This is a genomic window from Nocardia sp. NPDC046473, from assembly GCF_040645995.1.
GTDB lineage: Bacteria > Actinomycetota > Actinomycetes > Mycobacteriales > Mycobacteriaceae > Nocardia.
On record NZ_JBEYZJ010000007.1, the window covers coordinates 385,534 to 410,702 of the forward strand.

Genomic DNA, 25,169 nt, shown 5'->3' on the forward strand with positions numbered 1-25,169 from the left:
CAGCGGAGCCGGGATGTGTGGTGTGGCACCGTGATTCTGCCCAGCCGAGAGAAGGAGGCGGCGCGGGTATTGGCGCTGTGGTGTCCGGATTGGCCCGCGGTGGCCGCCGCCGCGGTGGCGCGGTTGCCCGCGACGCAGCCGGTGGCGGTGCTGTTCGCCAATCGGGTGATCGCGTGTTCGGCGATCGCGCGCGCCGACGGGGTGCGGCGCGGGCAGAAACGGCGGGAGGCGCAGGCGCGGTGTCCGGATCTGTTTCTTACGCAGGCGGATCCGGATCGGGACGCGCGGTTGTTCGAGCCGGTGGTCGCGGCCGTCGACGCGACGGTGCCCGGGGTGGAGGTGCTGCGGCCCGGGCTGTTGGTGCTCGGGGCGCGCGGCGCTGCAAGGTTTTTCGGTTCCGAAGAGGCGGCGGCCGAGCGGCTCGTCGATGCGGCCGCCGCAGCCGGGGTCGAGGCGCAGATCGGCATCGCCGACGAGTTGTCCACGGCGGTGATCGCCGCCCGGCGCGGCGCGATCGTGCCCGCCGGGGCGGGGGCGCGGTTTCTCGCGCCGATGCCGGTGCGTGAGCTCGCGGTCGAGCCGAGCCTGGCCGCGCCGGAGCGCGCCGATCTGGTGGACCTGTTGCACCGCTTGGGTTTACGCCGGATCGGCGATTTCGCCGCACTGACCTCCGTCGAGGTCGCCTCGCGATTCGGCGCCGACGCCGTGCTCGCGCACCGCTGCGCGCAAGCCCAACCCGAGCGCCCGCCCTCGGCGCAGCAGCCACCCAAGGACCTGACGGTGCAGTACCCCTGCGACCCGCCGATCGAGCGGGTCGATGCCGCCGCCTTCGCGGGTCGTATGCTCGCCACTCGGCTACATGCCGAGCTGTCGAACGCCGGACTGGCCTGCACCCGATTATCGATCTTCGCGGAAACCGATGCGGGGGAGGAGCTTTCCCGGATCTGGCGGTGCGCGGAACCGCTGACCCCGGATGGCACCGCGGACCGGGTGCGCTGGCAGCTGGACGGCTGGCTCACCCGGCGCGATCGGCCCACCGCGCCGATCACCCTGCTGCGCCTGGAACCCGTCGAGGTGGTGGCGGCGGGCGCGCTGCAGCTCGGCCTGTGGGGTGGCGTCGGCGAGGAGGACGAGCGGGCTCGGCGCGCGCTGATCCGGGTGCAGGGCCTGCTCGGTGGTGAGGCGGTGCGGATCGGTGTGCTCAGCGGCGGGCGCGGGCCCGCCGAGCGCATCACCTTGGTCGCATTGGGCGACGAACCCGTCCCCGCCGCCGATCCGGCCTTGCCGTGGCCGGGCAGGCTACCCGAGCCCGCCCCCGCCCTGCTGCTGCTCAATCGGCCGCTGGTGCGTCTGGAAGCCGCCGACGGCGTCCCGATTCTGGTCACCGAGCGCGCCCTGTTCAGCGCCGATCCGTCCCGCTTGCACTGGGGCAGCAGACAGTGGCAGCTGACCGGATGGGCAGGACCATGGCCGGTGGACGAACGTTGGTGGGCACCGGAATCAGCCGAGAACAACGGCACCCCAACAACTTTCACCGCTCGCGCGCAAGTCCAGCTCGACGGCGAGCCGTCCGACGTCCGGGTGCTACTGCTCGTCTATCACGACGAAATCTGGCGCGCGGAAGGACTTTACGACTAGGCGGGCCGCGACCACACCGTCGCCATGGTGAACGGCTGCCCGCGCAGCTCCGCCCACTTCGGCTTGGCCGTGAGCCAGGTGTCGTCGATCAGCGTCTCGGTGAGCTCGGTGAGCACCCAGCCCGCGTCCAGCGCCGCCGTCACGTGCTCGCTGAGCAGGTGCAGGTTCGTGCTGATCGCCACCGGCTCGCCGCCCCGGGGCGTGTAGTGCGTCGGCATCCCGGTCGTCATCATGAACTGTGGGTGGAAGCTGACCAGGACGCATCGCGCGCCGGGTGCGGCCAGCCGCCATGCCTCGGCGTAGAACGGCGCCAGTTCGGGCAGGTGCTCGTCGATCAACGAGGCGATCACCAGGTCGTAGGCCCCGCCCGGCAGCCCGGTGTCGCGCACATCCGCCTGGGTGAGCGTGGTGTGTGCCCCGCGCTCCTGCGCCCGCGTCAGCATCCCCGCACTCACATCGATCCCGTCGATATGGGAAACGCCCTGCGCACGCAGCCACGCCCCGGTCCGCCCGGTCCCGCACCCCAGATCGGCGGCTTTCCGCACCCGCGGCCACTCCGGCCGCCGCAGCCGGGCCAGCAGCGCCAGATCCATCTCGTCCATGACGGTCTGCTCGTACGTCGGTGCCCATCCGTCGTATCCGGTGGCGACATCGACGGTGGGATAGTTTCGGCGGTCGTAGTCCGCGAATGACGGCATGCGCGGAGTATTTCGCGGCACAACAAGATTCGCGAGATGTTTTCTCCGGGCGCTGACGACCCAGCGTGCGGCTTCCGCAGTTCGCGCAGGCAGTGGGCCCGACGATGTGGCACCCGGCTCACGTGATCCGTACAACAAGCCCCGGGCCGGTAGCCGGCAGGCCAAGTACTCTCGAAGATCGTGGATCTCACGGTGACCAGACTCGACTTCGGTGACGTGCGGATCGCCTACCGGGATTCGGGGGTGACCGCGGGCCCCGACGTACCCGTGCTCCTGGTGCACGGCATGGGCGGAGACGGACACACCTGGGACCGATTCGCACGCGAACTGGTGCAGGCGGGCCGCCGGGTCATCATCCCCGACCTGCGCGGCCACGGCCGCAGCTCACACACCGATTCCTATCGCTTCGACGAATTCGGCGCCGACGTGCGGAAACTGTGCGACCGGCTGGAACTGTCCACGGTCGATATGGTCGGCCATTCGCTGGGCGGCTACGCGGTCTCCTGCGTCGCGCAGGAGCGACCGCGGCTGGTGCGCCGCCTCGTCATCGAGGAGTGCCCGCTGCCGTTGCAATCCGGCGCCGAGGAACTGCGGCTGACCCGCCGCTTCCCGACCGTGCCGGAACTCTGGCACGCGACGAGCAGCTTGGCCAGGCATCCGCGCGCGGTGCTCGCCTTCGATCGGTCCATGACCAGGACCGCGCTGGAACAGTTCCGCAAGCCGAACCCGGAGTGGTGGGACCGGTTGCCCGACATCACCGCGCGCACACTCGTGCTGCGCGGCGGCCCCGGCGGCATGGTCGACCCGGCGAAACTGGCGCTCATGCGCACCGCCATTCCCGACTGCACCGTCACCGCCTTTTCCAGCGGTCACAGCATCCATCGCGACCGCTATCGCGAGTTCGCGGCCGCCGTACATCCGTTCCTCGCGGCGTGAAGAACACCGGATTCGAGGGGATGCTCTGCTCCGCCGCCGCGACGGGGACCCCGCTGCCGGGCACCGCTACCGAAGTGACCGGCTGGTTGTGCGTCGAACATCCCGGCGCGTGGGGCCGCGACGTGATCGGCGACGAGGTACTCGGCCCTGAGCTCACGCCCGAGCTGGCGGCCCGCACCGCCGCCGCGCATGTGCGCCCGACCCTGATCCGCCGCCCCGGCCGCAACGAATTCACCGGCACCCGAACGGTTTTGCTCGCCAGCTCGCAGCCGGCGGGCTCCTGGTGCGAACGCTTCGAGATCACCGATCTGAAGCAACTGCTCGATATCGACCTACATCTGGTGAACGGCCCGCCGCCGGGAATCGGTGTGCCCGTACATGATCCGCTGGTGCTGGTGTGCGCGCACGGAAAACGCGACCAGTGCTGCGCGCTGCTCGGCCGCCCGATCGCCGCCGAGCTCGCGACGAAATACCCTGGGCAGGTGTGGGAGTGCTCGCACACCGGCGGTCACCGCTTCGCGCCCGCCCTGGTGCTACTGCCCGCCGGACTCACCTACGGCCGACTCGATATCGCGGCCGCCGAGGAGATGGTCGAGGCGGCCCGCCGCGGCCAGGTCTCGCTGCGCGGCCTGCGCGGCCGCAGCTGCTATCCGCCGCTGGAGCAGCTCGCGGAAGTCGCTGTGCGCGAACAGATTTCCGCCGCCACCGACGATCTCACGGTCGCTCCCGACCTCGACTCGACCCCGGCCGACCCAACCTCGGCCGGCGCGGCCCTGGTCACCCATCGCGACGGCCGCCGCTGGCGAGTTACCGCCTGCACCATCGGCTTCCCGCCACGTCAGGCCAGCTGCAACGCCGCCGCCAAACCCGTAACCGCCCTCGCGGTCGACGCGATCGAGCAGCTACCCACCGACTGATCGCGACGAGCGGGACATCACGGAGCGTCTACTCCGACGATGCCGCCATGTCTCGTTCGCGCCTACCAGTGGGTGCCCGGCACCCAGCGGGCGGCGCGGCGCAGCGCGGTGCCGGTGACACGCCGGGCCGTCGAGCGGGGGCGCGGAGCGCGCTGGGGGACAACGGTTTCCGGCGCATCGTCGGCTTCCTCCACCAGCTCGCCCTTGGCGGCCGGGGAGTCCGGCAGCGCCCGGTAGTAGCGGTGCAGGATCCGATCGCGGAACTTGGGGGTGAGCAGGGCGCCGTATTCGGCGAAGGTGCCGATCGGCACGTCGATGCGTTTGGGGCGTTCGGTCAGCGCGCGCACGATCGTCGCGGCCGCCCACTCGGGAGACTCGGCAGGCTGGCCCTGATCGCCGCTCGGGGTGATCATCGGGGTGCGCACCAGCGGCATGTGGATGGTGGTGAAGGTGACGCCGTCGGCCATGGTCTCGACCGAGGCCACCTCGGCGAACTTGTCCAGCGCCGCCTTGCTGGCCAGGTAGGCGGCGAAGCGTGGCGTCGCCACCTGCACGCCCGCGCTGCTGATGTTGACGATGTGGCCGAACTTGCGCTCGCGCATCTGCGGCAGCAGGGCCAGCGTCATGCGCAGCGCGCCGAAGTAGTTGACCGCCATGGTGCGTTCGAAGTCGTGCAGCCGGTCGGTGGAGCGGTGGATGGCGCGGCGGATGGACCGGCCCGCGTTGTTCACCAGCATGTCGACGTGGCCGTGCTCGTCGAGAATGGTCTTCACGGCGTGGTCCACAGAGTCGGAATCGGTGACGTCACACTGGTATCCGTAGGCGATGCCGCCTGCCGCCTTGATCTCCTCGACCACGGACGCGAGTTCGTCGGCGCGGCGCGCGAGCAGGAAAACGGTGGCGCCCTTGCCCGCAACGGCGATCGCCGCCGCCTTGCCGATGCCGGAGGAGGCGCCGGTGATCAGGACATGCCGCCCGGAGATGTCGCGGCTGCGACGGCCGCGCCGGGTCTCGGGCAGGCCGGCGTCAGCGGATGCGTCGGGCCCACCCGCCGCCCGGCTGCCACCCCTCACCGAATCGCTGCGCGATGCTTCACTCATGCTGCTCCTTTGCAGATCGGGGGATGGCATGAACTTACTCTGAAGTAAGTTTACCCGCCAAGTGGAACTGGTCACTTTTCGGGGCTGGGGTCGAGGTGGTGAACACGGCCCGAACAACCTCTCGAAATCGATCGAACATATGTGCGATACTCACCGCATGGCGGACGATCGGATGGCGGAAATCTTTGCCGCGGTGCGGCTCGGTGGTGGGGACCAGGCGGCGGCGCGACAGGCGCTGGAGAAGTTGTGGGACGAGATCGGTGAGGGCGGTGATCCCTTGCACCGCTGCGTGATCGCGCATCACCTCGCCGATCTACAGGACACGGCTGCCGCCGCGCTGCTCTGGGATCGGCGGGCGCTGGCCGCGGTGTTCGGCCCCGGCATCCCGCTGGACGAAGGACTCCGCAGCTTCCTCCCGTCGCTGTATCTCAATCTCGCCGACAGCCATCGGCGCGTCGGCGACTTCGAGGCCGCCCGGATGCAATTGGCCATCGCCCGCGGCCACCTCGACGTCCTCGCCAACGACGCCTACGGCGCCCTGATCCGAGCCGGCCTCGACCACGTCGACGCGGCACTCGCCGAGGGCTCGACCGCACCGCTGCCGACCAACTGATCCGTCCGAGGAGGTGACCGGTGGGCTGGAGCAACGGGCCGCCGACCTGGGCGGAACTGGAGCGGGTGCTGTCGGGCCGGGCCGGGCCGACCAACCCGGACGCGATGTACCCCGGCGACGGCGGCGACAGCCCGGCCTGGTCGCGCAAGCGCGGCGAGTACCTGGCCGAGCCGGTGCGGCCCGCCGACGGGCCGACGGTGCCGTACGCGGAACTGCACGCGCACTCGGCCTACAGCTTCCTGGACGGCGCGAGCCAGCCGGAGGAACTGGTGGAGGAGGCCGTGCGACTCGGCCTCGAGGCGATCGCGCTCACCGATCACGACGGGTTCTACGGGACCGTGCGCTTCGCGGAGGCGGCCCGAGAGTGGGGGATGCCGACGGTCTTCGGGGCCGAGCTGTCGCTGGGCACCCAGCCTGCCGAAGGCACCCCGGTCAAAGGACGCCGGGGAGCCGAGCGGCGTCCCCGCGGTTCGCGGCCTACGAAGACTTCGGAATCCACTGAACAGCTTGATGTTTCGACCACATCACGCGGGCACGTCGACGCACCGGATTCCATCCCGCGCACCGGATCACCCGATCCCGCCGGACCGCACCTGCTGGTACTCGCCCGCGGTCAAGAGGGGTACCGCCGACTATCCAGGGAGATCGCGGCCGCCCACCTGGCGGCGGGGGAGAAGGGCATCCTCCGCTACGACCTCGATGCGCTCACCGCGGCCGCCGAGGGGCAATGGCAGATCCTCACCGGTTGCCGGAAAGGTCACCTGCGCCAAGCGCTCGCGGACGATTTACGTTCGGGCAGTACCCGTCTCGTGCGGTCCGAGGCCGCGCTGCGCGACCTGACGGAACGGTTCGGCGCCGACCGGGTGAGCGTGGAACTCACTCATCACGGCATTCCGGAGGACGACGAGCGCAACGCCTACCTCATCGCCTTGGCCGACCGCCTCGGCCTCCCCGTAATCGCCACCACCGGAGCGCATTTCGCCGCGCCGGGCCAGCGTCGCCGTGCCATGGCACTCGCGGCGATCAGAGCCAGGCAGAGCCTGGACGAGATCGCGGGCTGGCTGGCCCCGGCGGGCGGCGCGCACCTGCGTTCCGGCGCGGAAATGGCGCGGCTGTTCGCCGACTGCCCGCGGGCGGTGCGCAACGCGGTCACGCTCGCCCGCGAATGCGCCTTCGATCTGAAGCTGATCGCGCCGAAGCTGCCGCCGTTCGAGGTGCCCACTGGACACGACGAGAAGTCCTGGCTGCGTGCGCTCACCCTCGACGGCGCCGCGGCCCGCTACGGGCCGCCGGAGCGAAACCCACAGGCGTACCGGCAGATCGAGCACGAGCTCGCGGTGATCGACAAGCTGGAGTTCCCCGGTTACTTCCTGGTGGTGCATGACATCGTCACCTTCTGCAAGAAAAACGACATCCTGTGCCAGGGCCGGGGTTCGGCGGCCAACTCGGCCGTCTGCTACGCGATCGGCATCACCAATGTCGACCCGGTCACCAACAACCTGCTGTTCGAACGCTTCCTCGCGCCGGAGCGCGACGGACCGCCCGATATCGATGTCGACATCGAATCCGACCGCCGCGAGGAGGCCATTCAGCACGTCTACGCCAAGTACGGCCGTGCCTACGCCGCGCAGGTGGCCAACGTGATCACCTACCGAGGCAAGTCCGCGGTCCGCGATGCCGCACGCGCACTTGGCTTTTCGCCGGGGCAGCAGGACGCGTGGAGCAAACAGGTGAGCAGGTGGACCGGTGTCGGCGCCGAGACCGGCACCGACATCCCTACCGGGGTACTGCAGCTGGCCTCCGAAATAGAAGGACTACCAAGGCATCTCGGTATCCACTCCGGCGGCATGGTGATCTGCGACCGCCCCATCGCCGACGTCTGCCCGGTGGAATGGGCACGCATGCCCGGCCGCAGCGTGCTGCAGTGGGACAAGGACGATTGCGCCGCCATCGATTTGGTGAAGTTCGACCTGCTCGGCCTCGGCATGCTTTCCGCGCTGCACTACATGATCGACCTGGTGCGCGAGCACACCGGCGTGATCGTCGAGCTGCACAAGCTCGATCTGAAGGAAGCCGCCGTCTACGAAATGCTGTGCCGCGCCGACTCGGTGGGCGTCTTCCAGGTGGAGTCGCGCGCGCAGATGGCCACGCTGCCCCGGCTGAAGCCGCGCGAATTCTATGACCTGGTGGTGGAGGTGGCGCTGATCCGGCCCGGTCCGATCCAGGGCGGTTCGGTGCACCCCTACATCCGGCGGCGCAACGGCAACGAGGAGGTGACCTATGACCATCCGGCGCTGGAGAATTCGCTGTCCCGCACGCTCGGCGTCCCGCTGTTCCAGGAGCAGCTCATGCAGATGGCCGTCGACGTCGCGGGTTTCACCGCCGCCGAGGCCGATCAGCTGCGCCGCGCGATGGGTTCCAAGCGCTCGCCGGAACGCATGGAGGGGCTCAAGGAACGCCTCTACCAAGGCATGCGCGACCTGCACGGCATCACCGGCGAGATCGCCGACCGCATCTACGAGAAGCTCTACGCCTTCGCGAATTTCGGCTTCCCGGAAAGTCATTCGCAGAGCTTCGCCTCGATCGTGTTCTATTCGTCGTGGTTCAAGCTGCACCATCCCGCCGCCTTCTGCGCCGGTCTGCTGCGCGCGCAACCGATGGGCTTCTACTCCCCGCAATCCCTGGTCGCCGACGCGCGCAGGCACGGGGTCCTGGTGCACGGCCCCGACATCAACGCCAGCCGCGCCGAACCCACCCTCGAACACGACGGCACCCAGGTGCGCCTCGGCCTGGCCTCGATCCGGCACATCGGCAGCGACCTCGCCGAAAAGATCGTCGCCGCACGGGATCAGGGGCCTTACACCTCCTTCCTCGACCTGACCGGACGGGTGGAACTCACCGTCGTGCAGGCGGAATCGCTCGCCACCGCGGGGGCGCTCGGTGGCCTCGGCAGCACGCGCCGGGCCGCGCTGTGGGCCGCGGGGGCCGCCGCGGGCGAACGCCCAGATCGGCTGCCCGGCACCGGCGCCGCCACCACCGCCCCCGTGCTGCCCGGCATGAGCGACCTCGAACTGGCCGCCGCCGACGTCTGGGCCACCGGCGTCTCTCCGGGCAGCTACCCCACCGAATTCCTGCGCCCACAGCTCGATGCCCTCGGCGTGATTCCCGCCGCGGGCCTGCTCGCCATTCGGGACGGATCGCGAGTGCTGGTGGGCGGGGCGGTGACGCACCGGCAGCGCCCCGCCACGGCCGCGGGCGTCACCTTCCTCAATCTGGAAGACGAGACCGGCATGGTGAACGTCGTCTGCTCGGTCGGCCTGTGGGCCCGCTTCCGCCGGCTGGCGCAGAGCGCCCCCGCTCTGCTCATCCGTGGTCGCGTGCAGAACGCCGAGGGAGCGGTCAGCGTCGTCGCCGAACATCTGCAGCGCATGGATCTGCGTGTCGACTCCAAGTCGCGTGACTTCCGCTGATCCACCACTTTTAGGAAAGTGTTAGAAGGGCTCTAGAGAACGGTTACGTCCGGCTATTTGCGCAGCCAGAGCGGCTACTGTGCGAATCATGCGGAAGCTTGCTGTGCTGTGCATCGGTCTGCTCGGTCTGACGTTGCTCGTCGGCTGCGGCTCGGACAACAACAACGCGAAGAAGGTCCCGCCGCCACCTGGCCGGCCGGAGACCTACGCCACCGTGGAGCCCGCCCCCGCGGCCGCGCCACCGGGGCTGCGCGATCAGGGGCCCGCGCGCAAAGACAACAACTCCGGCGGCGAAACGGTCACCACGCGTAAGGAAGTCGTCACCGGCAGCGTCGAGATGACCGCGGGCAAACCGATCGACACGGCGAGCAAGATCGCCGACCGGGTGCGCGAGGTCGGCGGCCGGATCGACAGCAGGACCGAACAGCCCGGCACCGACAACACCGATCCCAGCGCCACGCTCACCATCCGGATTCCCGCGGACAAGACCGACACGTTCATCGACAGCCTCGGCGGCCTCGGCAAAGTCACCAGGGTGCACACCAACCGCGACGACGTGACCATGCAGTGGGAAGACCTGGACGCCAGGATCAAGGCACTGCAGGCCTCCGTCGACCGGCTGCGCGCGCTCATCGCCGGCGCGACCAACACCGCCGACCTGATCAACGCCGAGCAGGCGCTGTCCAGTCGTCAGGGCGAACTCGACAGCCTGACCGCGCAGAAGCGGCACCTCGACGACGAGGTCGCGCTGTCCACGCTCAACATCGACATCACCACCACGACCACCAAGGCCCAGGAGGATCGCCCCGACAACTTCTGGGAGGGGATCGTCACGGGCTGGCACTCGCTGGTGGATTGGCTGAAGGACGCGGTCGTGTTCACCGGTAAGGCGCTGCCGTGGCTCGGCTTCCTGGTGGTGCTGGCCGCCGTGATCTGGGGCATCGTGCGAACGGTGTTGCGGCGCAAGAAGAGTGGGCCGGCACCGAGTGCGGCGGCCGGGAGTGGCTCGGGGGCCGCGGCGGGTGCCGAGAGTACGGCGAGCGCTGGAACCCCGGTGGGCACCGGAAGTTCCTCGGGCTCAGGTAGTTCGGCAGGCACCGGAAGTTCCTCGGGCTCAGGTAGTTCGGCAGAATCGGAGTCCTGAGAACCGATACTCGGCGTGCCCGGCGATCGAGGGCGGGCACGCCGAGCTTTCATGCGGACGATGAACAGCGCTGAAGCCGTGCACCTTACGGCGGTGGTAGGAGAGACAAGTGCCGACAATTGTCAGGGCGACGATCAAACCGAACAGCCGTAAGGGCCCGCTCGTCGAAGCCCTCGACGACGGCACCCTCCAGCTGTACGTGCGCGCCCCGGCTGTCGAAGGCAAGGCGAACAAGGCCGCCATCGAACTGCTCGCCGAGCACTACGGGGTACCGAAGAGCGCCGTCCGCCTGTCGGCAGGCGCCACCTCCCGCTTCAAACGCTTCGAGATCGATACCTGATCAGTCCACGAAATCGCCTGAGCAGCAAGCCTCAGCGCGCCGCGTATCCGTTGTCGCGCCGCGCACGAGTTCGCCGACAATTCCGTGCGCCGCCCGCGAATCCGTACGCGGCGATCACACCCCGCCGCCGAAACCGAGCTGACGCCAGGCTTCGTACACGGTGACCGCCGCGGCGTTGGACAGGTTCATCGAACGGCGGCCCGGCAGCATGGGGATGCGCAGCTGGTCGGTGACGTGTGGATCATCGAGCACCGCTGCGGGCAGCCCGGTCGGTTCCGTACCGAACAGCAGCACGTCACCTTCGCGGTACGCCACCTCGGTGTAGTGCGTCGTCGCCTGCGTGGTGAACGCGAAAACCCGTTCCGGGCGCACCGACTCCCACGCCGCCGCCAGATCCTTGTGCACCGTCACCGACGCCAGATCGTGGTAGTCCAACCCGGCTCGCCGCAACTTGGCCTCCGAGAGATCGAACCCCAACGGCTCGACCAAATGCAGCTCACACCCGGTCCCGGCGACCAGGCGAATCGCATTGCCGGTATTTCCGGGGATGGCGGGTTCATGAAACATCAGTCGGAACACAACAGTCAGTCAATCAGGTGCATGCGGAACTGATTCGTTGACCTACCGTCGTCGTGGCCCGCACTGTGCCGCGAGATCGAGTCGGAGGTTGCCGCCCCATCCCGGAACCGCTCGGGCGCCGTGTGGGCGCTGTTCAGGCTTCAGCTGTGTGATGTAGCTAACTAATAGCAATGTAAGCGACCGATCGGACGTATATATTACTCAGGTCTTATTCGCGCCTGACAGGAGTGTGGAAACATGCGCGTTCAGCGTCGTTTGAGTGTTGTGCTGATGGGCTGTTTGACGGTCACCGCAGTGGCGATGGCGGGGCGGCCGGCGGTAGTCGAGGCCGCACCGATTCCGGGTTCGGGGGACAGCGCTACCGGCGCCGATTCACTTGATCCTCAGGCGGTCGGCGAGTTGCGGGACGCGCTGGCTCAGCTGCGTCCGTTGGCTGCCGCCGATGCGGTGTCGTTGCGGGACAAGGCGACTGGCGATGTCGGGGCCGGGGTGATTCCGTGGCATTCGGCGGATGCTCCGGCGTGGGACCAGGCGGTCGCGTTCGGGCTGCCGAATGGGCGGACGCTGGTGGCTACGCCGTCCACCGCGACCGGCGATTCCCTCGGAGTGCTCTACGACGCCAACGGCGCGGTTTCCCGCCATGTCGAAAGTCGTATCGTGACCCGCCCTGATGAGTCGGCGGCAACCACGGTCTGGATCGACGATGCCGCACCGGTGGAGCGAACCCTCACCGCCGACCAAGTGCACAATGCCGCAGCCTCGGCCAAAGAGGTCTTCTTGGGTCCCGACTGTGCGATGGTGCTGGCGGAGGTGCCGCTGCTGGCGGTAGGCACCATCCTCATGCTTTTGACTCTCCCCGCGCTCCTTGTTCCAGGAGTCAATATTGCCGTGGGTCTGGTGTGGGTCGGCGTGATCGTCAACTGGATAGCCGTCCCCGTTGTTTGCCTGTGGCCGATGTAGGAGTCCGAGCTACTTCGCCGGGCGCTCCGGCAGTGCGCACATTCCGCCCTCGGCCATGCCGGTCGGTCGGACGCCCAGGCCCTGATTGAGGCGGGCGCGCTGGTTTTCCCAGGCGATGGTGGCCGCCAGTTCGGCGAGTTGGGATTTCGACAGGTGGGTCAGCAAGGTGGTGCGCAGGTCTTCGAGGTCCACCGCCGGGGTGGCGGTCATGGCTTCGGCGAAGGCGATGACGAGTTTTTCCAGGTCGGTGTAGGCGTCGCTGGTTCGGTAGCGCGGCAGGTCGGCGAGTTGTTGCTCGGTGAGGCCGGCGGACTGGGCCAGCGCGGAGCCGATGTCCAGGCAGAACTCGCAGTTCACCAGGCCCGCGGTCTTCAGCTCGGCCAGCTCTTTGAGTTTCGGGTCCAGTCGGTTGGCGAACAGCAGCGCGGACTCGAACATCATGGTGCTGAACAAGATTTGTGGTCGGCGCAGCAACCAACCGGCCAGATCGGACCGGTTCCGCTTCGCCTGCCGCACTGCCTTCACGTAGTGCCGAATCCGTGTCAAAGCTCTCATCTACCCCACCCTCCTGAATCGGATCATTCGACTCTACATTCAAACTACGTTCTGTAGTAGAGATTTGGGCGTCGAAACCCTTGCGCGACAAGCGGCCGTCGCCGAGTGAGCCTGTCGACGGCGCGGAGTGGGGGAGTCTGTAAGAATCGGGGGGTGACCGATGCCGATACGACCACCGCGGACCAGCGGGCAGGCAGCAACCTGGGCTCCCAGTTCCTGCGCTGCCACCTGCCGATGGTCGTCGTGACGCTCGTCATCGTGGTGGCGATCGTGTTCGTGGCCCAGGATCGGTGGCGCCGCGGCGCGCTGTTCTTCGGCGGCGCGACCTTGCTCGCCGCGGCGTTCCGTCTGTGCCTGCCGACCGCGCGGGTGGGTCTGCTCGCCGTGCGTAGCAAGCCCTTCGACGTCGGCGCACTGACCCTGCTCGGCTCCGCCATCGTCTTCATCGCCGCCACCATCAACACCCTCGGTGTCGGCTAGCCCATCCGGTAACCGTTGGTGCGCAAGGGGTCTGCCGCGTACTGCTCCGTGAATACCGCCCGATCGCGAGGGTGGCGACCCGGGTGCGGCGGGGTGATATCGCTGTAACCCACGGCGACCAACACCGCGATGGCCAACTCATCGCGGTCGCCGATGCCGATGGCCTGCTTGACCAGGTCGGGGTCCCAGCCGTTCATCGGGGCCGAGGCTGGTGGCGGCGAGCATGACGTAGGTGGCCGCGGTCATCGCGTTCTTCACGGCGTTCTCGCGCAGTAGCCCGCGTTCCCGTAGCGCGTGGAACTCGTTGCGCGAGTTGAACATCGCGGTGAACTCCGCGTTCCACACGCCGTTGCGGCCTGCCATGGATGCGGGCTGAAAGCGGCGCGTGGTACGGCGGGCGCGGATCGCGGCACTGCGTGATTGGATCGAAGCCGACATCAACCTGATCGAACAGGCGCGCCGCTCGGCCGCTCGCTGCCGCGGGCCTGCCTTCGTCATCCAGCGCCGGGATCACAGATTCCGCTGCGGCGGAAACCAATTCGGTGAACCGCCCGCCGCACCCCTCGATGCGGCGGGCGAGTCCCGAAACTCAAGCGGGCTCGGCGACCAGCGCCGCGCGCCCGGATCGACTGCCGTACAACGCGCGCGCCTCGGTCGGGCTGACCGTCTCCAGTCGGGTCGGCGGCTCGGCGTTGATGTGCTCCTTCAGGATCTGCCCCGCCATCGGCGCGATGAACGGTGCCGCGACCAGCAGTCCGAACGAGTTGAACCGGCTGAATCCCCAGACCAGCACCTTGGCGGGCAGCCGGACCGCGAGATCGACGATGCCCCACCGATCGAAACGCCCGAGCTTGCGCATCCACTTCGGCAGCGTCGAGACCGACGCCAGTGAAAGTAGCCTGCTGCCAATGTAATACGAGATGCCCGCGCCATTGCGCGGCGAGGTCCACAACAGGTGGTGCATGCCTTCCTCGGCTCGCTCGGAGGTGCACAGGCGCGGGCGGACCCGCTCGTAGTACGCGCGAACTTCCTCGCGTGAGCGCGGCACGTCCTCCGGCTTGCAGGTCTGCAGCTCGGCCGCGATCGCGCACTCCTGCCAGAAGCGCGTCTCCTCTTCCGGTGTCAGACCGGGCCCGAACATTTCGTACGCCTTGAGCACCGAGTGCCAGCCGGTGATGTGGATCCACAGCTGGGTGTCCGGGCTGTTCGCGCTGTAGCGGTTCCCGCTGATCGGTTCGATGCCGGTCATCGGCGCGTGGATCTGCATGAGGTGCTCGGCCGCCTGGATGGCGGTGCGTCCGTCGGCGATCGCGGCGATCAGGAAGTAGGAGAAGGTGTGATCGAGGCGCTTGCGCGGATCGCTGTAGATGCCGCGCGAGTCGGCGACGGCCGCGGTGAGGAACGGATCGAAGTGCTCGAGCACGACGGCCCGCTGGAAGCCGATGACCGCGGTCGGCGCGGTCCAGACCTTCCAACTGGGCGAATCGGGGCCGAAGAACCCGTAGTCGTCCCGGCGCAGGGTGGTCGGATCGAAGTGCATCACGTGCTCCTTTGCGGTGATCGCCCCGGCACCGGGGGTGAATACAACGCAACCGTAGCAATTGCTGGCAATGAATACAACGGTTGCGTAGCATTTGTGCTGGACGGGATGCGGGATCGAGACCGGGATGCTGTCAGGATGGACCGCATGGAGGTGCAGCGGCAGTGACGACATCGCGTACCGCGGCGGACAAGCCGCGCAGGCGCTACGCGCCACGCCTGCCGCCGGAACAGCGCCGCGCCCAGCTGCTCGACGCCGCCTTCGCGGTGCTCAGCCGGATGGAACTGCACGAGCTGAGCATGGAGGCGGTCGCCCAGGAGGCGGGCGTCGGCAAGCCGGTGCTCTACACCGTTTTCAAGACCCGCGCCGAACTCGTTGCGGCGCTGCTGGAACGGGAGCGCGAACGCGGCCTCGAACAGGTCGCCGCGACGCTGCCGACCGACCTGATGGGCGCCGACCCGGTCGTCGCCGCCTCGGCCACCGTCGAGGCGTTCGTCGGTGTGGCACTGGAGAATCCGACCCGCTGGCGCCTGATCCTCGCCGGTCCAGGCAACGCTCCCGACGAATACCGGGAGGCACTGCGCAATTCCCGAGCCGGCATCTTCGACCAGGCCGAAGCCCTGGTCCGCATCGGCACCGCACTCGAACCCCGTTGGGCCGGAGTAGATTCCGGCCTGCTCACCAACTCACTGCTACAGGTCGCCGAGATGCTCGGCCGCCTGGCCGTCAGCGAGCCCGACGAATACCCGCGCGAACGCCTCCAAGGATTCGTCCACGCCATCGTCGGTCTCCTGGTCGGCACCCCGCCAAAAGACGTTGGCGCATAGCACTTCCAGCAACCGTCGCGCGCAAGTCAGCGCCGACCGCACAAAATCACCTGCAGTTTCGGACGCAACCCGCGAATCGATGCGCGGCAGCCGAAATGATGCGCCGCACGCGAACTGGTGCGCGACAGGTAGATACGGCCCGCGCGCATCAATTCGCCTGCCGCTTGCGAAATTGCCAGCTGATTCAAGCGCGGCGCGCCAATCGGTGCGCGGTACGCAAACCTCAGCGCGGCGAGAACTCGTGCGCTCGAGGTGGATTCAGTTGGCAGGCTGACGGCTCTGCTGAGCCAACCGCATCGTTTCGGTCAGCAGCTTCGACACCGCAGCTGCCTCGGTGAGGAATCCGTCGTGTCCGTCGCGCGAGTGCACGACCTCCAGACCGTCGCAGCCCGGCAACCCCTCGGCCAGTTCCTGCTGCGTGCGCAGCGGATACAGCCGGTCGGAGTCGACGCCGCCGACCACGCACGGCACCGGCGTCGCGGCCAGCGCCGCGCGCACGCCGCCGCGGCCGCGGCCGATATCGTGCCGGTTCATCGCCTCGGTCAGCAGCACGTAGGTGCCGGGATCGAAACGCCCGCAAAGCTTGTCGGCCTGATGGTCCAGGTAGCTCTGCACCGCGTACCGGCCGCCGCGCCACGGATCCTCGGCGCCCTGCGCGCCGTTCTCGAACCGGTGGTCCAGCTCGTCCTCGGTGCGGTAGGTCAGGTGCGCGATGCGCCGGGCGATGCCCATGCCGGTCATCGGCGCGCGGTCGGTGTCGTGATAGTCGCCGCCCTGCCAGTCCGGATCGGCCTTGATCGCCGCGATCTGGGTGGTCTGCGTACCGATCTGGTCGGCGGTGGCACGGGCACCGACGGCCAGCACCAGCGCGGAGCCGACTCGATCCGGCGCGCCGACCATCCACTCGAGCACCCGCATACCGCCCATCGAGCCGCCGACCACGGCGGCCAGCCGCTCGATGCCGAGCAGGTCGATCAGCGCCGCCTCGGCGGCCACCTGGTCGCGGATGGAGATCTCCGGAAACCTTGCGCCCCAAGGCTTTCCGTCCGGCGCGAGGGTCGATGGCCCGGTGCTGCCCTGGCAGCCGCCGAGCACGTTCGTCGCGATCACGCACCACTCGTCGGTGTCGAGCGGACAGCCCGGCCCGACCATCCCGTCCCACCAGCCGGGCAGCTGATGGATGTCGTCCGGATGCCCGACCACGTGCGAGTCGCCGGTCAGCGCGTGCTCCACCAGCACCACGTTGTCCAGCGTGGCGGAGAGCTCGCCCCACCGCTGCACCGCGAGGTGCACCTGCGGAATGACCGCGCCGCTCTCCAGCTCGACGTCCCCGATAGCGATGATGCCGAGCCGCCCGTCCGGGGGTGGCAGGGCCACCCCGGACGGACGGGCGAAACCCGGTTCGGTACTCAACGTCACGTCGCCGCCGCCGTGAAACCGGCACGCAGGTCGCTCAGGATGTCCTCGATGCCCTCGATCCCCACCGCCAGACGGACCAGGCCCGGTGTGACGCCTGCGAGCAGTTGCTCGTCGGGCGTCAGCTGCGAATGCGTGGTCGACGCGGGGTGAATCACGAGAGAGCGCACATCACCGATGTTAGCCACATGGCTGTGCAGGGCTAATCCGTCCACGAACTTCTTGCCCGCATCGACACCGCCGCGCAGCTCGAAGGCGACGATCGCGCCGGGGCCCTTCGGCGCCAGCTGCTGCGCGCGCTCGTACCAGGGCGAGGTCGGCAGCCCCGCGTAGATCACCTTGGTGACGTCCGGGTGGGTGCTCAGGAATTCGGCCACCGCCTTGGCGTTGGCGACATGCCGCTCGACCCGCAGGCTCAGCGTCTCGATGCCCTGGCTGATCAGGAACGCGTTGAACGGCGAGATGGCCGAGCCGAGGTCGCGCAGCAGTTGCACGCGGGCCTTGAGCGCGAAGGCGGGCGCGCCGAGATCGGCGAACACCGCGCCGTGGTAGCTGGGGTCCGGGGTGGTGAAGCCGGGGAAGCGCGGCTGTCCCTGCGCGTCGGTCACCGTCCAGTCGAAATTGCCGCCGTCGACGATCACGCCGGCCACCGCCGAGCCGTGTCCGCCGAGATACTTGGTCGCCGAGTGCACGACGATGTCGGCACCGTGCGCCAGCGGCTGGATCAGATACGGCGTCGCCACCGTGTTGTCCACGATCAGCGGCAGCCCGGCCCCGTGCGCGATGGCGGCGATGCCGGGAATGTCGAAGATGGCGCTGCTCGGGTTGGCGATGGTCTCGCCGTAGAAGGCCTTGGTGTTCGGCCGGATCGCGGCCCGCCACTGGTCCAGGTCGTCGGGATCGTCGACGAAGGACACCTCGATGCCGAGCTTGGGCAGCGAGTAGTGGAAGAGGTTGTAGGTGCCGCCGTAGAGGTGCGGGCTGGACACGATGTGGTCGCCCGAGGACGCCAGGTTCAGGATCGCAAAGGTCTCCGCGGCCTGGCCGGAGGCCAGCAGCAGTGCGGCGACACCGCCTTCGAGCGCGGCGACGCGCTGCTCGACGACGTCCTGGGTGGGGTTCGTGATCCGGGTGTAGATGTTGCCCGGCTCGGCGAGGCCGAACAGCGCGGCGGCGTGATCGGTGTCGCGGAAGGCGTACGAGGTGGTCTGGTAAATGGGCAGGGCCCGGGCACCGGTGGTGCTGTCCGGTGCCTGTCCCGCGTGCACCTGCTTGGTCTCGAAGGACCACTGCGCGGTGGGATCGATATCGGCCGCGGGCACGGTGGAATCACTCATGAGCTTTGCTCCAAAGGAAAAGGTTGTTCGCCAGAACTACGGGGGTTATCGAGATTTGGGCGAAGGACAACAACACATTTCGGGAACCTCCTGAAAGCGCGCTTGCTCTCGACCTTCGAGAGCCCGGTCATCACCCGGAGCACCCCACCGCTGCTGGAGGGTTGCCGTCCAGCAAGCCGGGGCTTCGCGCTGGCACTCATGACCTCAGGGCATCATAACCGGCCGTCGCGCGACGGCCGAAACCTATCCGCGAACTCAGTCGGAAGTGCTGGTCCGCGCGCCGCCGCAGACCCGGACGAACTCATCGAAGGCCGCGCAGAACGAGTTCCGGCCTGCCGTGGCGGCGTCGTGCAGATCGTCGTAGTCGAACATGCTCTCACCGCACTCCATGGCGAGGTGGCCGATGAGCTGCCAGGAGCCGAGGATCAACCGCACCGGGAGCGCACACGGCGTGGTGGCGAGTCGCTCGGCGACCACCGCGGCGATGGCGATGTTCTTGTTGTCGGCGTGTTCGATGCTGCGCGCGCTGACCGCCGGACTGCTGCGCACGATCCGCTGCATCTGCTGGAATTGCCGGAACGAGACCGGTCCGCCGCCCGGTTCGTTGACGGCTTGATCGATCACCCGCAGGAATGCCGTGCGCAGCGATTCCAGTTCGTTGTCGGTGACCGGAAGCTCGCGCAGCGTCTCCGCCACGGCCTGGCCGAAGTCCTGCACCGGCCCGAGGACGATGTCCTCTTTGCTGTCGAAGTACCGGTTGATCGTGCGCGGCGAGACGTCCGCGGCATTGGCGATCTGCTCGACCGTCGTCGCGTCGAAACCCTGTGTGTCGCACAGGTTCAGCCCGACCTCGATGATCCGCAACCTGGTCTGCTGCTTCTTGCGTTCGCGCAGGCCCGGATGTGCGGTCGTTGCGGCGCTCGCAGAGGTTTCCGCTGCGGCCTTCGCGCCCGTCGGCGTCGGTGACTCGAGCATGTGCCCACCTTATCGCAACCCGGCGTTTTCGTGTCCGTAACCGTCAAATGTCGTATCACGACATTTTTCTCTTGACGCCAAATGTCGTCTGATGACAGGATAGCCAAGCACTTCCTACGATGAGGAGACGACGGTGACCGAGACTGCGACAGCGGTAGAAGTTCCGGTAAAACAAGGCAGCTCGGCGCGCTGGTTCGCCCTCGGCGTGATCGCATTGGCCCAGCTCATGGTGGTTCTGGACGCCACCATCGTGACCATCTCGCTGCCCTTCGCCCAGGCTGATCTCGGCATCAGCGACGGCAACAAGCAGTGGATGCTGACCGCTTACACGCTGATCTTCGGCGGCCTGCTGCTGCTCGGCGGTCGGCTCGCCGACTACCTGGGCCGACGCCGGATGTTCATCATCGGCCTGGTCGGCTTCGCCGCCGCGTCGGCACTTGCCGGTCTCGCGCAGAACGGCGCGGAGATGTTCGCCGGGCGCGCGTTGCAGGGCGCGTTCGCGGCGTTGCTCGCGCCCGCGGCGTTGTCGCTGCTGTCGGTGACCTTCACCGAGGCGCGCGAACGGGCCACCGCATTCGGCGTATTCGCGGGCATCTCGGCCGGTGGCGCCGCGCTCGGCCTGATCGCCGGCGGCGCGCTCACCGAATACGCCTCGTGGCGCTGGTGCCTGCTGGTGAACACCCCGATCGCATTGCTCGCCCTGGTCGGCGCGCTGGCGTGGGTGGTCAAGGACGTACCGACGCCGCGGACCGGCGGCTACGACGTGCCCGGCGCGGTCACCGTGACGCTCGGCCTGATCTCGATCGTCTACGGCTTCAGCCGTGCCGCCGAGGACGGCTGGCTGTCCGGCAGCACCCTCGGGCTGCTCATCGCCGGGGCCGCGCTGTTGATCGCCTTCGTCGTCATCGAACGGCGCTCGGCCAATCCGCTACTGCCGCTGCATATTCCGGGTGAGATCAACCGCGGTGGCGCGTTCCTCGCCGCGCTGCTGGTACCGATCGCCATGTTCGCGATGTTCCTGTTCCTCAGCTACTACTTCCAGATCACCCTGGGTTACTCGTCGCTGAAGGCCGGTTTCGCGTTCCTGCCGTTCCCGGCCGGTATCGCGATCTCCGCGGGTGTCACCAGTGCGCTGCTGCCGAAGCTCGGCCCGCGTCCGCTGATGGTGGCCGGTGCGGTGCTCGGTGTGCTCGGCCTGCTGTGGCTGGCCCAGCTCGGCTTCGGCGACAGCTACGCGTCGAGCGTGCTGCCCGCGCAGGTGCTGATCGCGCTCGGCATGGGCCCGCTGTTCGTCGGCATGCAGACTGTCGCGCTGCATCAGGTCGAGGAGGCGGATTCCGGCGTGGCCAGTGCGCTGCTCAACGCGGCGCAGCAGGTCGGCGGCGCGGTCGGCACGGCGCTGCTGACGACCATCTCGGTGCAGACGGCCAAGTCCTACGCGGAGAGTCACGCCACGATCGACAACCTGATCGCCCGCGCCTCGATCCACAGTTACGACGTGGCGTTCTACGTCGGCGCCGGATTCTTCCTGGCCGCCGTCCCGGTGATCGCGCTGATGATCCGGGACCGTCCGGCGAACCTCATCGAGGGTGCCGAGGACGGGGCGCGCCCGGTCCACGTCGGCGTCTGAATTTCGCAGTAATACCCTTCGGTCCGCGTAGCGCCAGCTCGGCGCTGCGCGGACCGTGGTCGTTGGGTGGGGCGACCTGGGAATTGCGGAATGACCTACCAGTCAGTAAGTTCGTGGGGTTTCTCACTCGGGGGGCTGCCCGCACACCACGATCATCGGCAGCAGTACGCTTGTCTTGTTTGCACCACACGTCTCGCGGACAACGCGGGGCATATACGTTGTCTGTTGGAACAGCTGGGGTCCGCTCACAAGCGTGTTCACCTGGCCGTGCAATGAGGGCACCATCCTAGGAGGACACGAAGATCCATGTCCAAAATCAAGGTTGAAGGTACCGTCGTCGAACTCGACGGCGACGAGATGACCCGGATCATCTGGCAGTTCATCAAGGACAAGCTGATCCACCCGTATCTCGATGTGAATCTCGAGTACTACGACCTGGGCATCGAGTACCGGGATAAGACGGACGACCAGGTCACCGTCGACGCGGCAGAGGCGATCAAGCGCCACGGCGTCGGCGTCAAGTGCGCCACCATCACGCCGGACGAGGCGCGCGTCGAGGAATTCGGCCTGAAGAAGATGTGGCGGTCGCCCAACGGCACCATCCGCAACATCCTCGGCGGCACCATTTTCCGTGCGCCGATCATCATCTCCAACGTGCCGCGCCTGGTGCCCGGCTGGACCAAGCCGATCATCATCGGCCGTCACGCGTTCGGCGACCAGTACCGCGCCACCGACTTCAAGGTGTATCAGGCCGGTTCGGTCACCATCACCTTCACGCCGGAGGACGGCAGCGAGCCGATCCAGCACGAGGTCGTGAAGATGCCGGAAGACGGCGGCGTCGTCATGGGCATGTACAACTTCAAGGCTTCGATCATCGATTTCGCGCGGGCCTCGTTCAACTACGGCCTGCAGCAGAACTACCCGGTGTATCTCTCCACGAAGAACACCATCCTCAAGGCGTACGACGGCATGTTCAAGGACACCTTCCAGGAGGTGTTCGATGCCGAGTTCAAGACCCAGTTCGACGCGGCGGGCCTGACCTACGAGCACCGCCTGATCGACGACATGGTCGCCTCCTCCATGAAATGGGAGGGCGGTTACGTCTGGGCCTGTAAGAATTACGACGGTGACGTGCAGTCCGACACCGTGGCGCAGGGCTTCGGCTCGCTCGGCCTGATGACGTCGGTGCTGCTGACCCCGGACGGCAAGACCTGTGAGGCGGAGGCCGCGCACGGCACCGTCACCCGGCACTACCGTCAGCACCAGCAGGGCAAGCCGACCTCCACCAACCCGATCGCGTCGATCTTCGCCTGGACGCGCGGGCTCGAGCACCGCGGCAAGCTCGACAACACCCCCGAGGTGATCGGCTTCGCGCAGACCCTCGAGGATGTCGTCATCAAGACCGTCGAAGGCGGTCAGATGACCAAGGACCTCGCGTCGCTGGTCGGTGGCGATCAGGGTTACCTGAGCACCGAGGAATTCCTCGGCGCACTCGACGCCAACCTGGCCCGCGCACTCCGCTGACCAGGGAATAACCCGGCGCTGGAAGCGAATCCGGCGCCGGGCGATGAGTTCCCCCGCCTCTCCGCGACTTTTGCCGGTCGTCGGTGCCGCAAGATTTTTCGCGGCGGGCTGCCGGCAACGACAGAGCTGGGCTCCGGTCGTACCCGGTGAGTTACCCATGTTCCAGCGAGATCAGTTGTCGCTCGGGCAGGCTGCTGTGAACAACGGGCACCCGCACCACATCGTGGTACGGGTGCCCGAACTGTTTCTGAGCAGGGGTAGGACTGCCGAGTCGCCGCCTCGGTCGAATGGCTCGACGCAGGAAGCGAATCTGAGGCCGGGGATGACGCTGACCACATCGAGTGGTCCGGCGGTCCGGGGCGCGTCGGATACACGGTTGTTTCCTAATGGAATTTGCCAGGTGGTGGGACAAGACGTGTCCCTATTGCGCGTTTTTACATTCTGACCTGCACGTTTTCTTGGTTGTAAGCGTGTCTGAACTCACGTTTACTCGACCGCCTGCTGAGGCGTTTCATGGATGCGTGACCACACCCCTCGCCGCCCAGGCCCCCGCACGCCCCGAGCCTGCGCGGACGACTTGGCATTTGCCTGCCATGCTCGCGCTGGCGCTGGGCGGGTTCGGTATCGGCACAACAGAATTCGTCACCATGGGTTTGCTGCCGGATATCGCGCGCGCCATGGGTGTGTCCGAGCCGACCGCGGGACACGCGGTGTCGGCGTACGCGCTCGGCGTGGTGATCGGCGCGCCGCTGATCGCCTCGCTGTGCGCGCGGGTTTCCCGCAAGAAGTTGCTCATCGCGTTGATGGCGGCGTTCACGCTGGGCAATGTGGCGACCGTGCTCGCGCCGACCTTCCACACCCTGGTGCTCGCCCGGTTCGTCTCCGGCCTTCCGCACGGCGCGTACTTCGGCGTCGCCTCGCTCGCCGCCGCCACGCTGGCCCCGGTGGGTCAGCGCGCAAAAGCGGTTGCCGCGGTTATGCTCGGGTTGAGCGCCGCCAATGTTGTCGGCGTTCCCGCAGCCACCTGGCTCGGCCAGCATCTCGGCTGGCGCGACGCCTACGTGGTGGTCGCGGTGATCGGGCTGGCGACGGTAGCCGCCCTGATCACGTACGTGCCGGAGCTCACCGGCATCACGATGACCAACCCGGTGACCGAACTCGGCGCACTGCGTCGTCCGCAGGTGCTGCTGACCCTGCTGGTCGGCGCGATCGGCTTCGGCGGCATGTTCGCCGTCTACACCTACATCACCACCACTCTCACCGGCGTCGCCGGTATGTCCGCCGGCCTGGTGCCGATCGTGCTGATGCTGTTCGGCGTCGGCATGGTGGTCGGCAACATCGTCGGCGGCGTGCTCGCCGATAAGGGGGTTGATCGGGCGATCTACGCCTCGATGATCGGCATGGCCGTCATTCTCGCCGTATTCGTTGCGGCGGCGCACAATCCGTACACCGCCGCGATCGGCGCGTTCCTGGTCGGCGCGACCGGCGCGTCGCTGGCGCCCGGACTGCAGACCCGGCTCATGGACGTGGCGCACGAGGCGCAGACGCTGGCCGCCGCGCTGAACCACGCCGCACTGAACATCGCCAACGCCGCGGGTGCGTGGCTCGGCGGTGCCGTGATCGCGGCCGGGCTCGGCTACACCGCGCCCGCCATGGTCGGGGCCGGGCTCGCCGTGGTCGGCGTGCTGCTGTTCGCGATCACCAGCTACGCGGCCCGCCGCGACGCTCGCCTGGTCGCGGCGGCGGCGCTGGTGGCCTGACGCCGCGCTTCATCTGAACATACAGAGCTGTATGTAAGTGTAGAATCGCCGGATGGCCAGGATCGAAGTCGCGAAACCGCAGCGCCGCACCCAGGAGCAACGCAGCACCGAGATGCGCACCCGGTTGCTCGACGCGACCGTCGACTGTCTGGTCGAGTACGGCTATGCGGGCACCACCACGCCGCGGGTCGCCGAACGCGCCGGGGTCACCCGCGGCGCCCAGGTACACCACTTCGGTTCCAAGACCGACCTGGTGGTCGCCGCGATCAGCCACCTGGCGCAACTGCGTGCCGAGACCGCGATGCGGGAGATGGCCAAGGTCGAGCGCGGCGACGATCCCGTCGCCGCGGCATTGGACTTCCTGTGGGAACTGCACCAGGGCCCGCTGTTCATTGCGACCGTCGAACTGTGGGTGGCCGGCCGCACCGATCCGGTGCTGGCCGCCGCGATGGAAAAGGTCGAGCCGTTCGTCAACAACGCCGTCCTGATGGCGGTCGCCCGCTTCGTCCCCGACGAGATCCGCCGCAAAGAGGCCCGCGACTTCATCTACACCGCGATGGACGCCCTGCGCGGCATCTTGGTCTCCAATTTCGTCGACCCGGACAACGAACGCGCACAACGCCGTTGGCGTCGCGCCACCGCCCATCTGCACAACATCGCCGACGCCGCACTCGCGGACGTGCGCAAGGCCGACTGACCGACGAGCGGGACATGACGGCGTCATGTCCCG

Annotated in this window: 24 protein-coding genes and 1 riboswitch; of the genes, 15 read left to right on the forward strand and 9 right to left on the reverse strand. The window is 68.0% G+C overall.

Going from position 1 to position 25,169, the window contains the following annotated elements; all coding sequences use genetic code 11:
• Positions 1-30 precede the first annotated feature (30 nt).
• Entirely contained in the window at positions 31-1,638 is a 1,608-nt protein-coding gene (locus ABZ942_RS26520) for a DNA polymerase Y family protein (protein WP_357386433.1), read from the forward strand.
• Here the strand turns inward: ABZ942_RS26520 and ABZ942_RS26525 are convergent.
• Positions 1,635-2,336 carry a class I SAM-dependent methyltransferase gene (locus ABZ942_RS26525; RefSeq protein WP_357386435.1) on the reverse strand — a complete coding sequence of 234 codons (702 nt, stop codon included), beginning with the start codon at positions 2,334-2,336 and terminating at the stop codon, positions 1,635-1,637. The two genes, ABZ942_RS26520 and ABZ942_RS26525, sit on opposite strands and share 4 nt — an antisense overlap.
• A 180-nt stretch (positions 2,337-2,516) precedes the next feature.
• Between ABZ942_RS26525 and ABZ942_RS26530 the strand changes: the two genes are divergently transcribed.
• Both ABZ942_RS26530 and ABZ942_RS26535 read left to right on the forward strand, forming a co-directional pair.
• Complete coding sequence (locus ABZ942_RS26530; RefSeq protein WP_357386437.1) at positions 2,517-3,272, forward strand: alpha/beta hydrolase; 756 nt, start codon at positions 2,517-2,519, stop codon at positions 3,270-3,272.
• Positions 3,273-3,292: 20 nt separating this feature from the next.
• Positions 3,293-4,189: a sucrase ferredoxin gene (locus tag ABZ942_RS26535; RefSeq protein ID WP_357386846.1), complete on the forward strand. Its 897-nt coding sequence runs from the start codon at positions 3,293-3,295 to the stop codon at positions 4,187-4,189.
• Positions 4,190-4,251: 62 nt separating this feature from the next.
• On the opposite strand, the gene ABZ942_RS26540 is transcribed toward ABZ942_RS26535, so the two are convergent.
• Positions 4,252-5,289 (reverse strand): SDR family NAD(P)-dependent oxidoreductase, encoded by a 1,038-nt coding sequence (locus ABZ942_RS26540; protein WP_357386439.1) that lies wholly within the window; start codon positions 5,287-5,289, stop codon positions 4,252-4,254.
• 157 nt (positions 5,290-5,446) lie between these two features.
• On the opposite strand from ABZ942_RS26540, the gene ABZ942_RS26545 reads away from it, so the two are divergent.
• From ABZ942_RS26545 to ABZ942_RS26560, 4 genes are all read left to right on the forward strand, one after another.
• Positions 5,447-5,902: a hypothetical protein gene (locus ABZ942_RS26545; RefSeq protein WP_357386441.1), complete on the forward strand. Its 456-nt coding sequence runs from the start codon at positions 5,447-5,449 to the stop codon at positions 5,900-5,902.
• Between the two features lie 20 nt (positions 5,903-5,922).
• Positions 5,923-9,372, forward strand: a complete 3,450-nt coding sequence (locus ABZ942_RS26550) for an error-prone DNA polymerase (protein ID WP_357386443.1) — start codon at positions 5,923-5,925, stop codon at positions 9,370-9,372.
• A gap of 88 nt (positions 9,373-9,460) precedes the next feature.
• On the forward strand, positions 9,461-10,516 hold the full coding sequence (locus tag ABZ942_RS26555; RefSeq protein WP_357386445.1) for a DUF4349 domain-containing protein: 1,056 nt from the start codon (positions 9,461-9,463) through the stop codon (positions 10,514-10,516).
• Positions 10,517-10,625: 109 nt separating this feature from the next.
• On the forward strand, positions 10,626-10,856 hold the full coding sequence (locus tag ABZ942_RS26560; RefSeq protein WP_357386446.1) for a DUF167 domain-containing protein: 231 nt from the start codon (positions 10,626-10,628) through the stop codon (positions 10,854-10,856).
• 114 nt (positions 10,857-10,970) lie between these two features.
• Here the strand turns inward: ABZ942_RS26560 and ABZ942_RS26565 are convergent, their stop codons facing one another.
• Entirely contained in the window at positions 10,971-11,435 is a 465-nt protein-coding gene (locus tag ABZ942_RS26565; protein WP_357386448.1) for a tRNA (cytidine(34)-2'-O)-methyltransferase, read from the reverse strand.
• 237 nt (positions 11,436-11,672) lie between these two features.
• Here ABZ942_RS26565 and ABZ942_RS26570 point away from each other — a divergent pair, with 237 nt between their 5' ends.
• Complete coding sequence (locus ABZ942_RS26570) at positions 11,673-12,395, forward strand: hypothetical protein (protein ID WP_357386450.1); 723 nt, start codon at positions 11,673-11,675, stop codon at positions 12,393-12,395.
• A 9-nt stretch (positions 12,396-12,404) separates the two neighbouring features.
• Here the strand turns inward: ABZ942_RS26570 and ABZ942_RS26575 are convergent, their stop codons facing one another.
• Positions 12,405-12,950, reverse strand: a complete 546-nt coding sequence (locus ABZ942_RS26575; RefSeq protein ID WP_357386452.1) for a carboxymuconolactone decarboxylase family protein — start codon at positions 12,948-12,950, stop codon at positions 12,405-12,407.
• A gap of 234 nt (positions 12,951-13,184) precedes the next feature.
• On the opposite strand from ABZ942_RS26575, the gene ABZ942_RS26580 reads away from it, so the two are divergent.
• On the forward strand, positions 13,185-13,430 hold the full coding sequence (locus ABZ942_RS26580) for a DUF3017 domain-containing protein (protein WP_357386848.1): 246 nt from the start codon (positions 13,185-13,187) through the stop codon (positions 13,428-13,430).
• On the opposite strand, the gene ABZ942_RS26585 is transcribed toward ABZ942_RS26580, so the two are convergent.
• Positions 13,427-13,627, reverse strand: coding sequence for a hypothetical protein (locus ABZ942_RS26585; RefSeq protein WP_357386453.1), 201 nt, complete (start codon positions 13,625-13,627; stop codon positions 13,427-13,429). The genes ABZ942_RS26580 and ABZ942_RS26585 overlap by 4 nt on opposite strands.
• A gap of 35 nt (positions 13,628-13,662) precedes the next feature.
• On the opposite strand from ABZ942_RS26585, the gene ABZ942_RS26590 reads away from it, so the two are divergent.
• The gene (locus ABZ942_RS26590; protein ID WP_357386455.1) at positions 13,663-13,806 is read left to right on the forward strand and encodes a hypothetical protein; all 144 of its coding nucleotides are present in this window, start codon (positions 13,663-13,665) and stop codon (positions 13,804-13,806) included.
• Between the two features lie 213 nt (positions 13,807-14,019).
• Here ABZ942_RS26590 and ABZ942_RS26595 read toward each other — a convergent pair whose 3' ends face one another.
• Positions 14,020-14,970: an oxygenase MpaB family protein gene (locus tag ABZ942_RS26595; protein WP_357386458.1), complete on the reverse strand. Its 951-nt coding sequence runs from the start codon at positions 14,968-14,970 to the stop codon at positions 14,020-14,022.
• A gap of 164 nt (positions 14,971-15,134) precedes the next feature.
• Between ABZ942_RS26595 and ABZ942_RS26600 the strand changes: the two genes are divergently transcribed.
• Positions 15,135-15,797 (forward strand): TetR/AcrR family transcriptional regulator, encoded by a 663-nt coding sequence (locus tag ABZ942_RS26600; protein ID WP_357386460.1) that lies wholly within the window; start codon positions 15,135-15,137, stop codon positions 15,795-15,797.
• Between the two features lie 258 nt (positions 15,798-16,055).
• Here the strand turns inward: ABZ942_RS26600 and ABZ942_RS26605 are convergent, their stop codons facing one another.
• The 3 genes from ABZ942_RS26605 to ABZ942_RS26615 all read right to left on the reverse strand — a co-directional run bounded on the left by ABZ942_RS26605 (position 16,056) and on the right by ABZ942_RS26615 (position 19,525).
• Entirely contained in the window at positions 16,056-17,174 is a 1,119-nt protein-coding gene (locus ABZ942_RS26605) for a homoserine O-acetyltransferase (RefSeq protein WP_357386850.1), read from the reverse strand.
• Between the two features lie 38 nt (positions 17,175-17,212).
• Positions 17,213-18,550 carry a bifunctional o-acetylhomoserine/o-acetylserine sulfhydrylase gene (locus tag ABZ942_RS26610; protein WP_357386462.1) on the reverse strand — a complete coding sequence of 446 codons (1,338 nt, stop codon included), beginning with the start codon at positions 18,548-18,550 and terminating at the stop codon, positions 17,213-17,215.
• A 93-nt stretch (positions 18,551-18,643) separates the two neighbouring features.
• Positions 18,644-18,754, reverse strand: a riboswitch (SAM riboswitch).
• A gap of 51 nt (positions 18,755-18,805) precedes the next feature.
• The gene (locus ABZ942_RS26615) at positions 18,806-19,525 is read right to left on the reverse strand and encodes a TetR family transcriptional regulator (protein ID WP_357386464.1); all 720 of its coding nucleotides are present in this window, start codon (positions 19,523-19,525) and stop codon (positions 18,806-18,808) included.
• A 133-nt stretch (positions 19,526-19,658) separates the two neighbouring features.
• Here ABZ942_RS26615 and ABZ942_RS26620 point away from each other — a divergent pair, with 133 nt between their 5' ends.
• The 4 genes from ABZ942_RS26620 to ABZ942_RS26635 all read left to right on the forward strand — a co-directional run bounded on the left by ABZ942_RS26620 (position 19,659) and on the right by ABZ942_RS26635 (position 25,136).
• The gene (locus tag ABZ942_RS26620; RefSeq protein ID WP_357386466.1) at positions 19,659-21,155 is read left to right on the forward strand and encodes an MFS transporter; all 1,497 of its coding nucleotides are present in this window, start codon (positions 19,659-19,661) and stop codon (positions 21,153-21,155) included.
• 306 nt (positions 21,156-21,461) lie between these two features.
• Positions 21,462-22,679 (forward strand): NADP-dependent isocitrate dehydrogenase, encoded by a 1,218-nt coding sequence (locus ABZ942_RS26625; protein WP_357386468.1) that lies wholly within the window; start codon positions 21,462-21,464, stop codon positions 22,677-22,679.
• A gap of 584 nt (positions 22,680-23,263) precedes the next feature.
• The gene (locus ABZ942_RS26630; RefSeq protein ID WP_357386852.1) at positions 23,264-24,439 is read left to right on the forward strand and encodes an MFS transporter; all 1,176 of its coding nucleotides are present in this window, start codon (positions 23,264-23,266) and stop codon (positions 24,437-24,439) included.
• Between the two features lie 52 nt (positions 24,440-24,491).
• Entirely contained in the window at positions 24,492-25,136 is a 645-nt protein-coding gene (locus ABZ942_RS26635; protein WP_357386470.1) for a helix-turn-helix domain-containing protein, read from the forward strand.
• Positions 25,137-25,169: the final 33 nt, after the last annotated feature.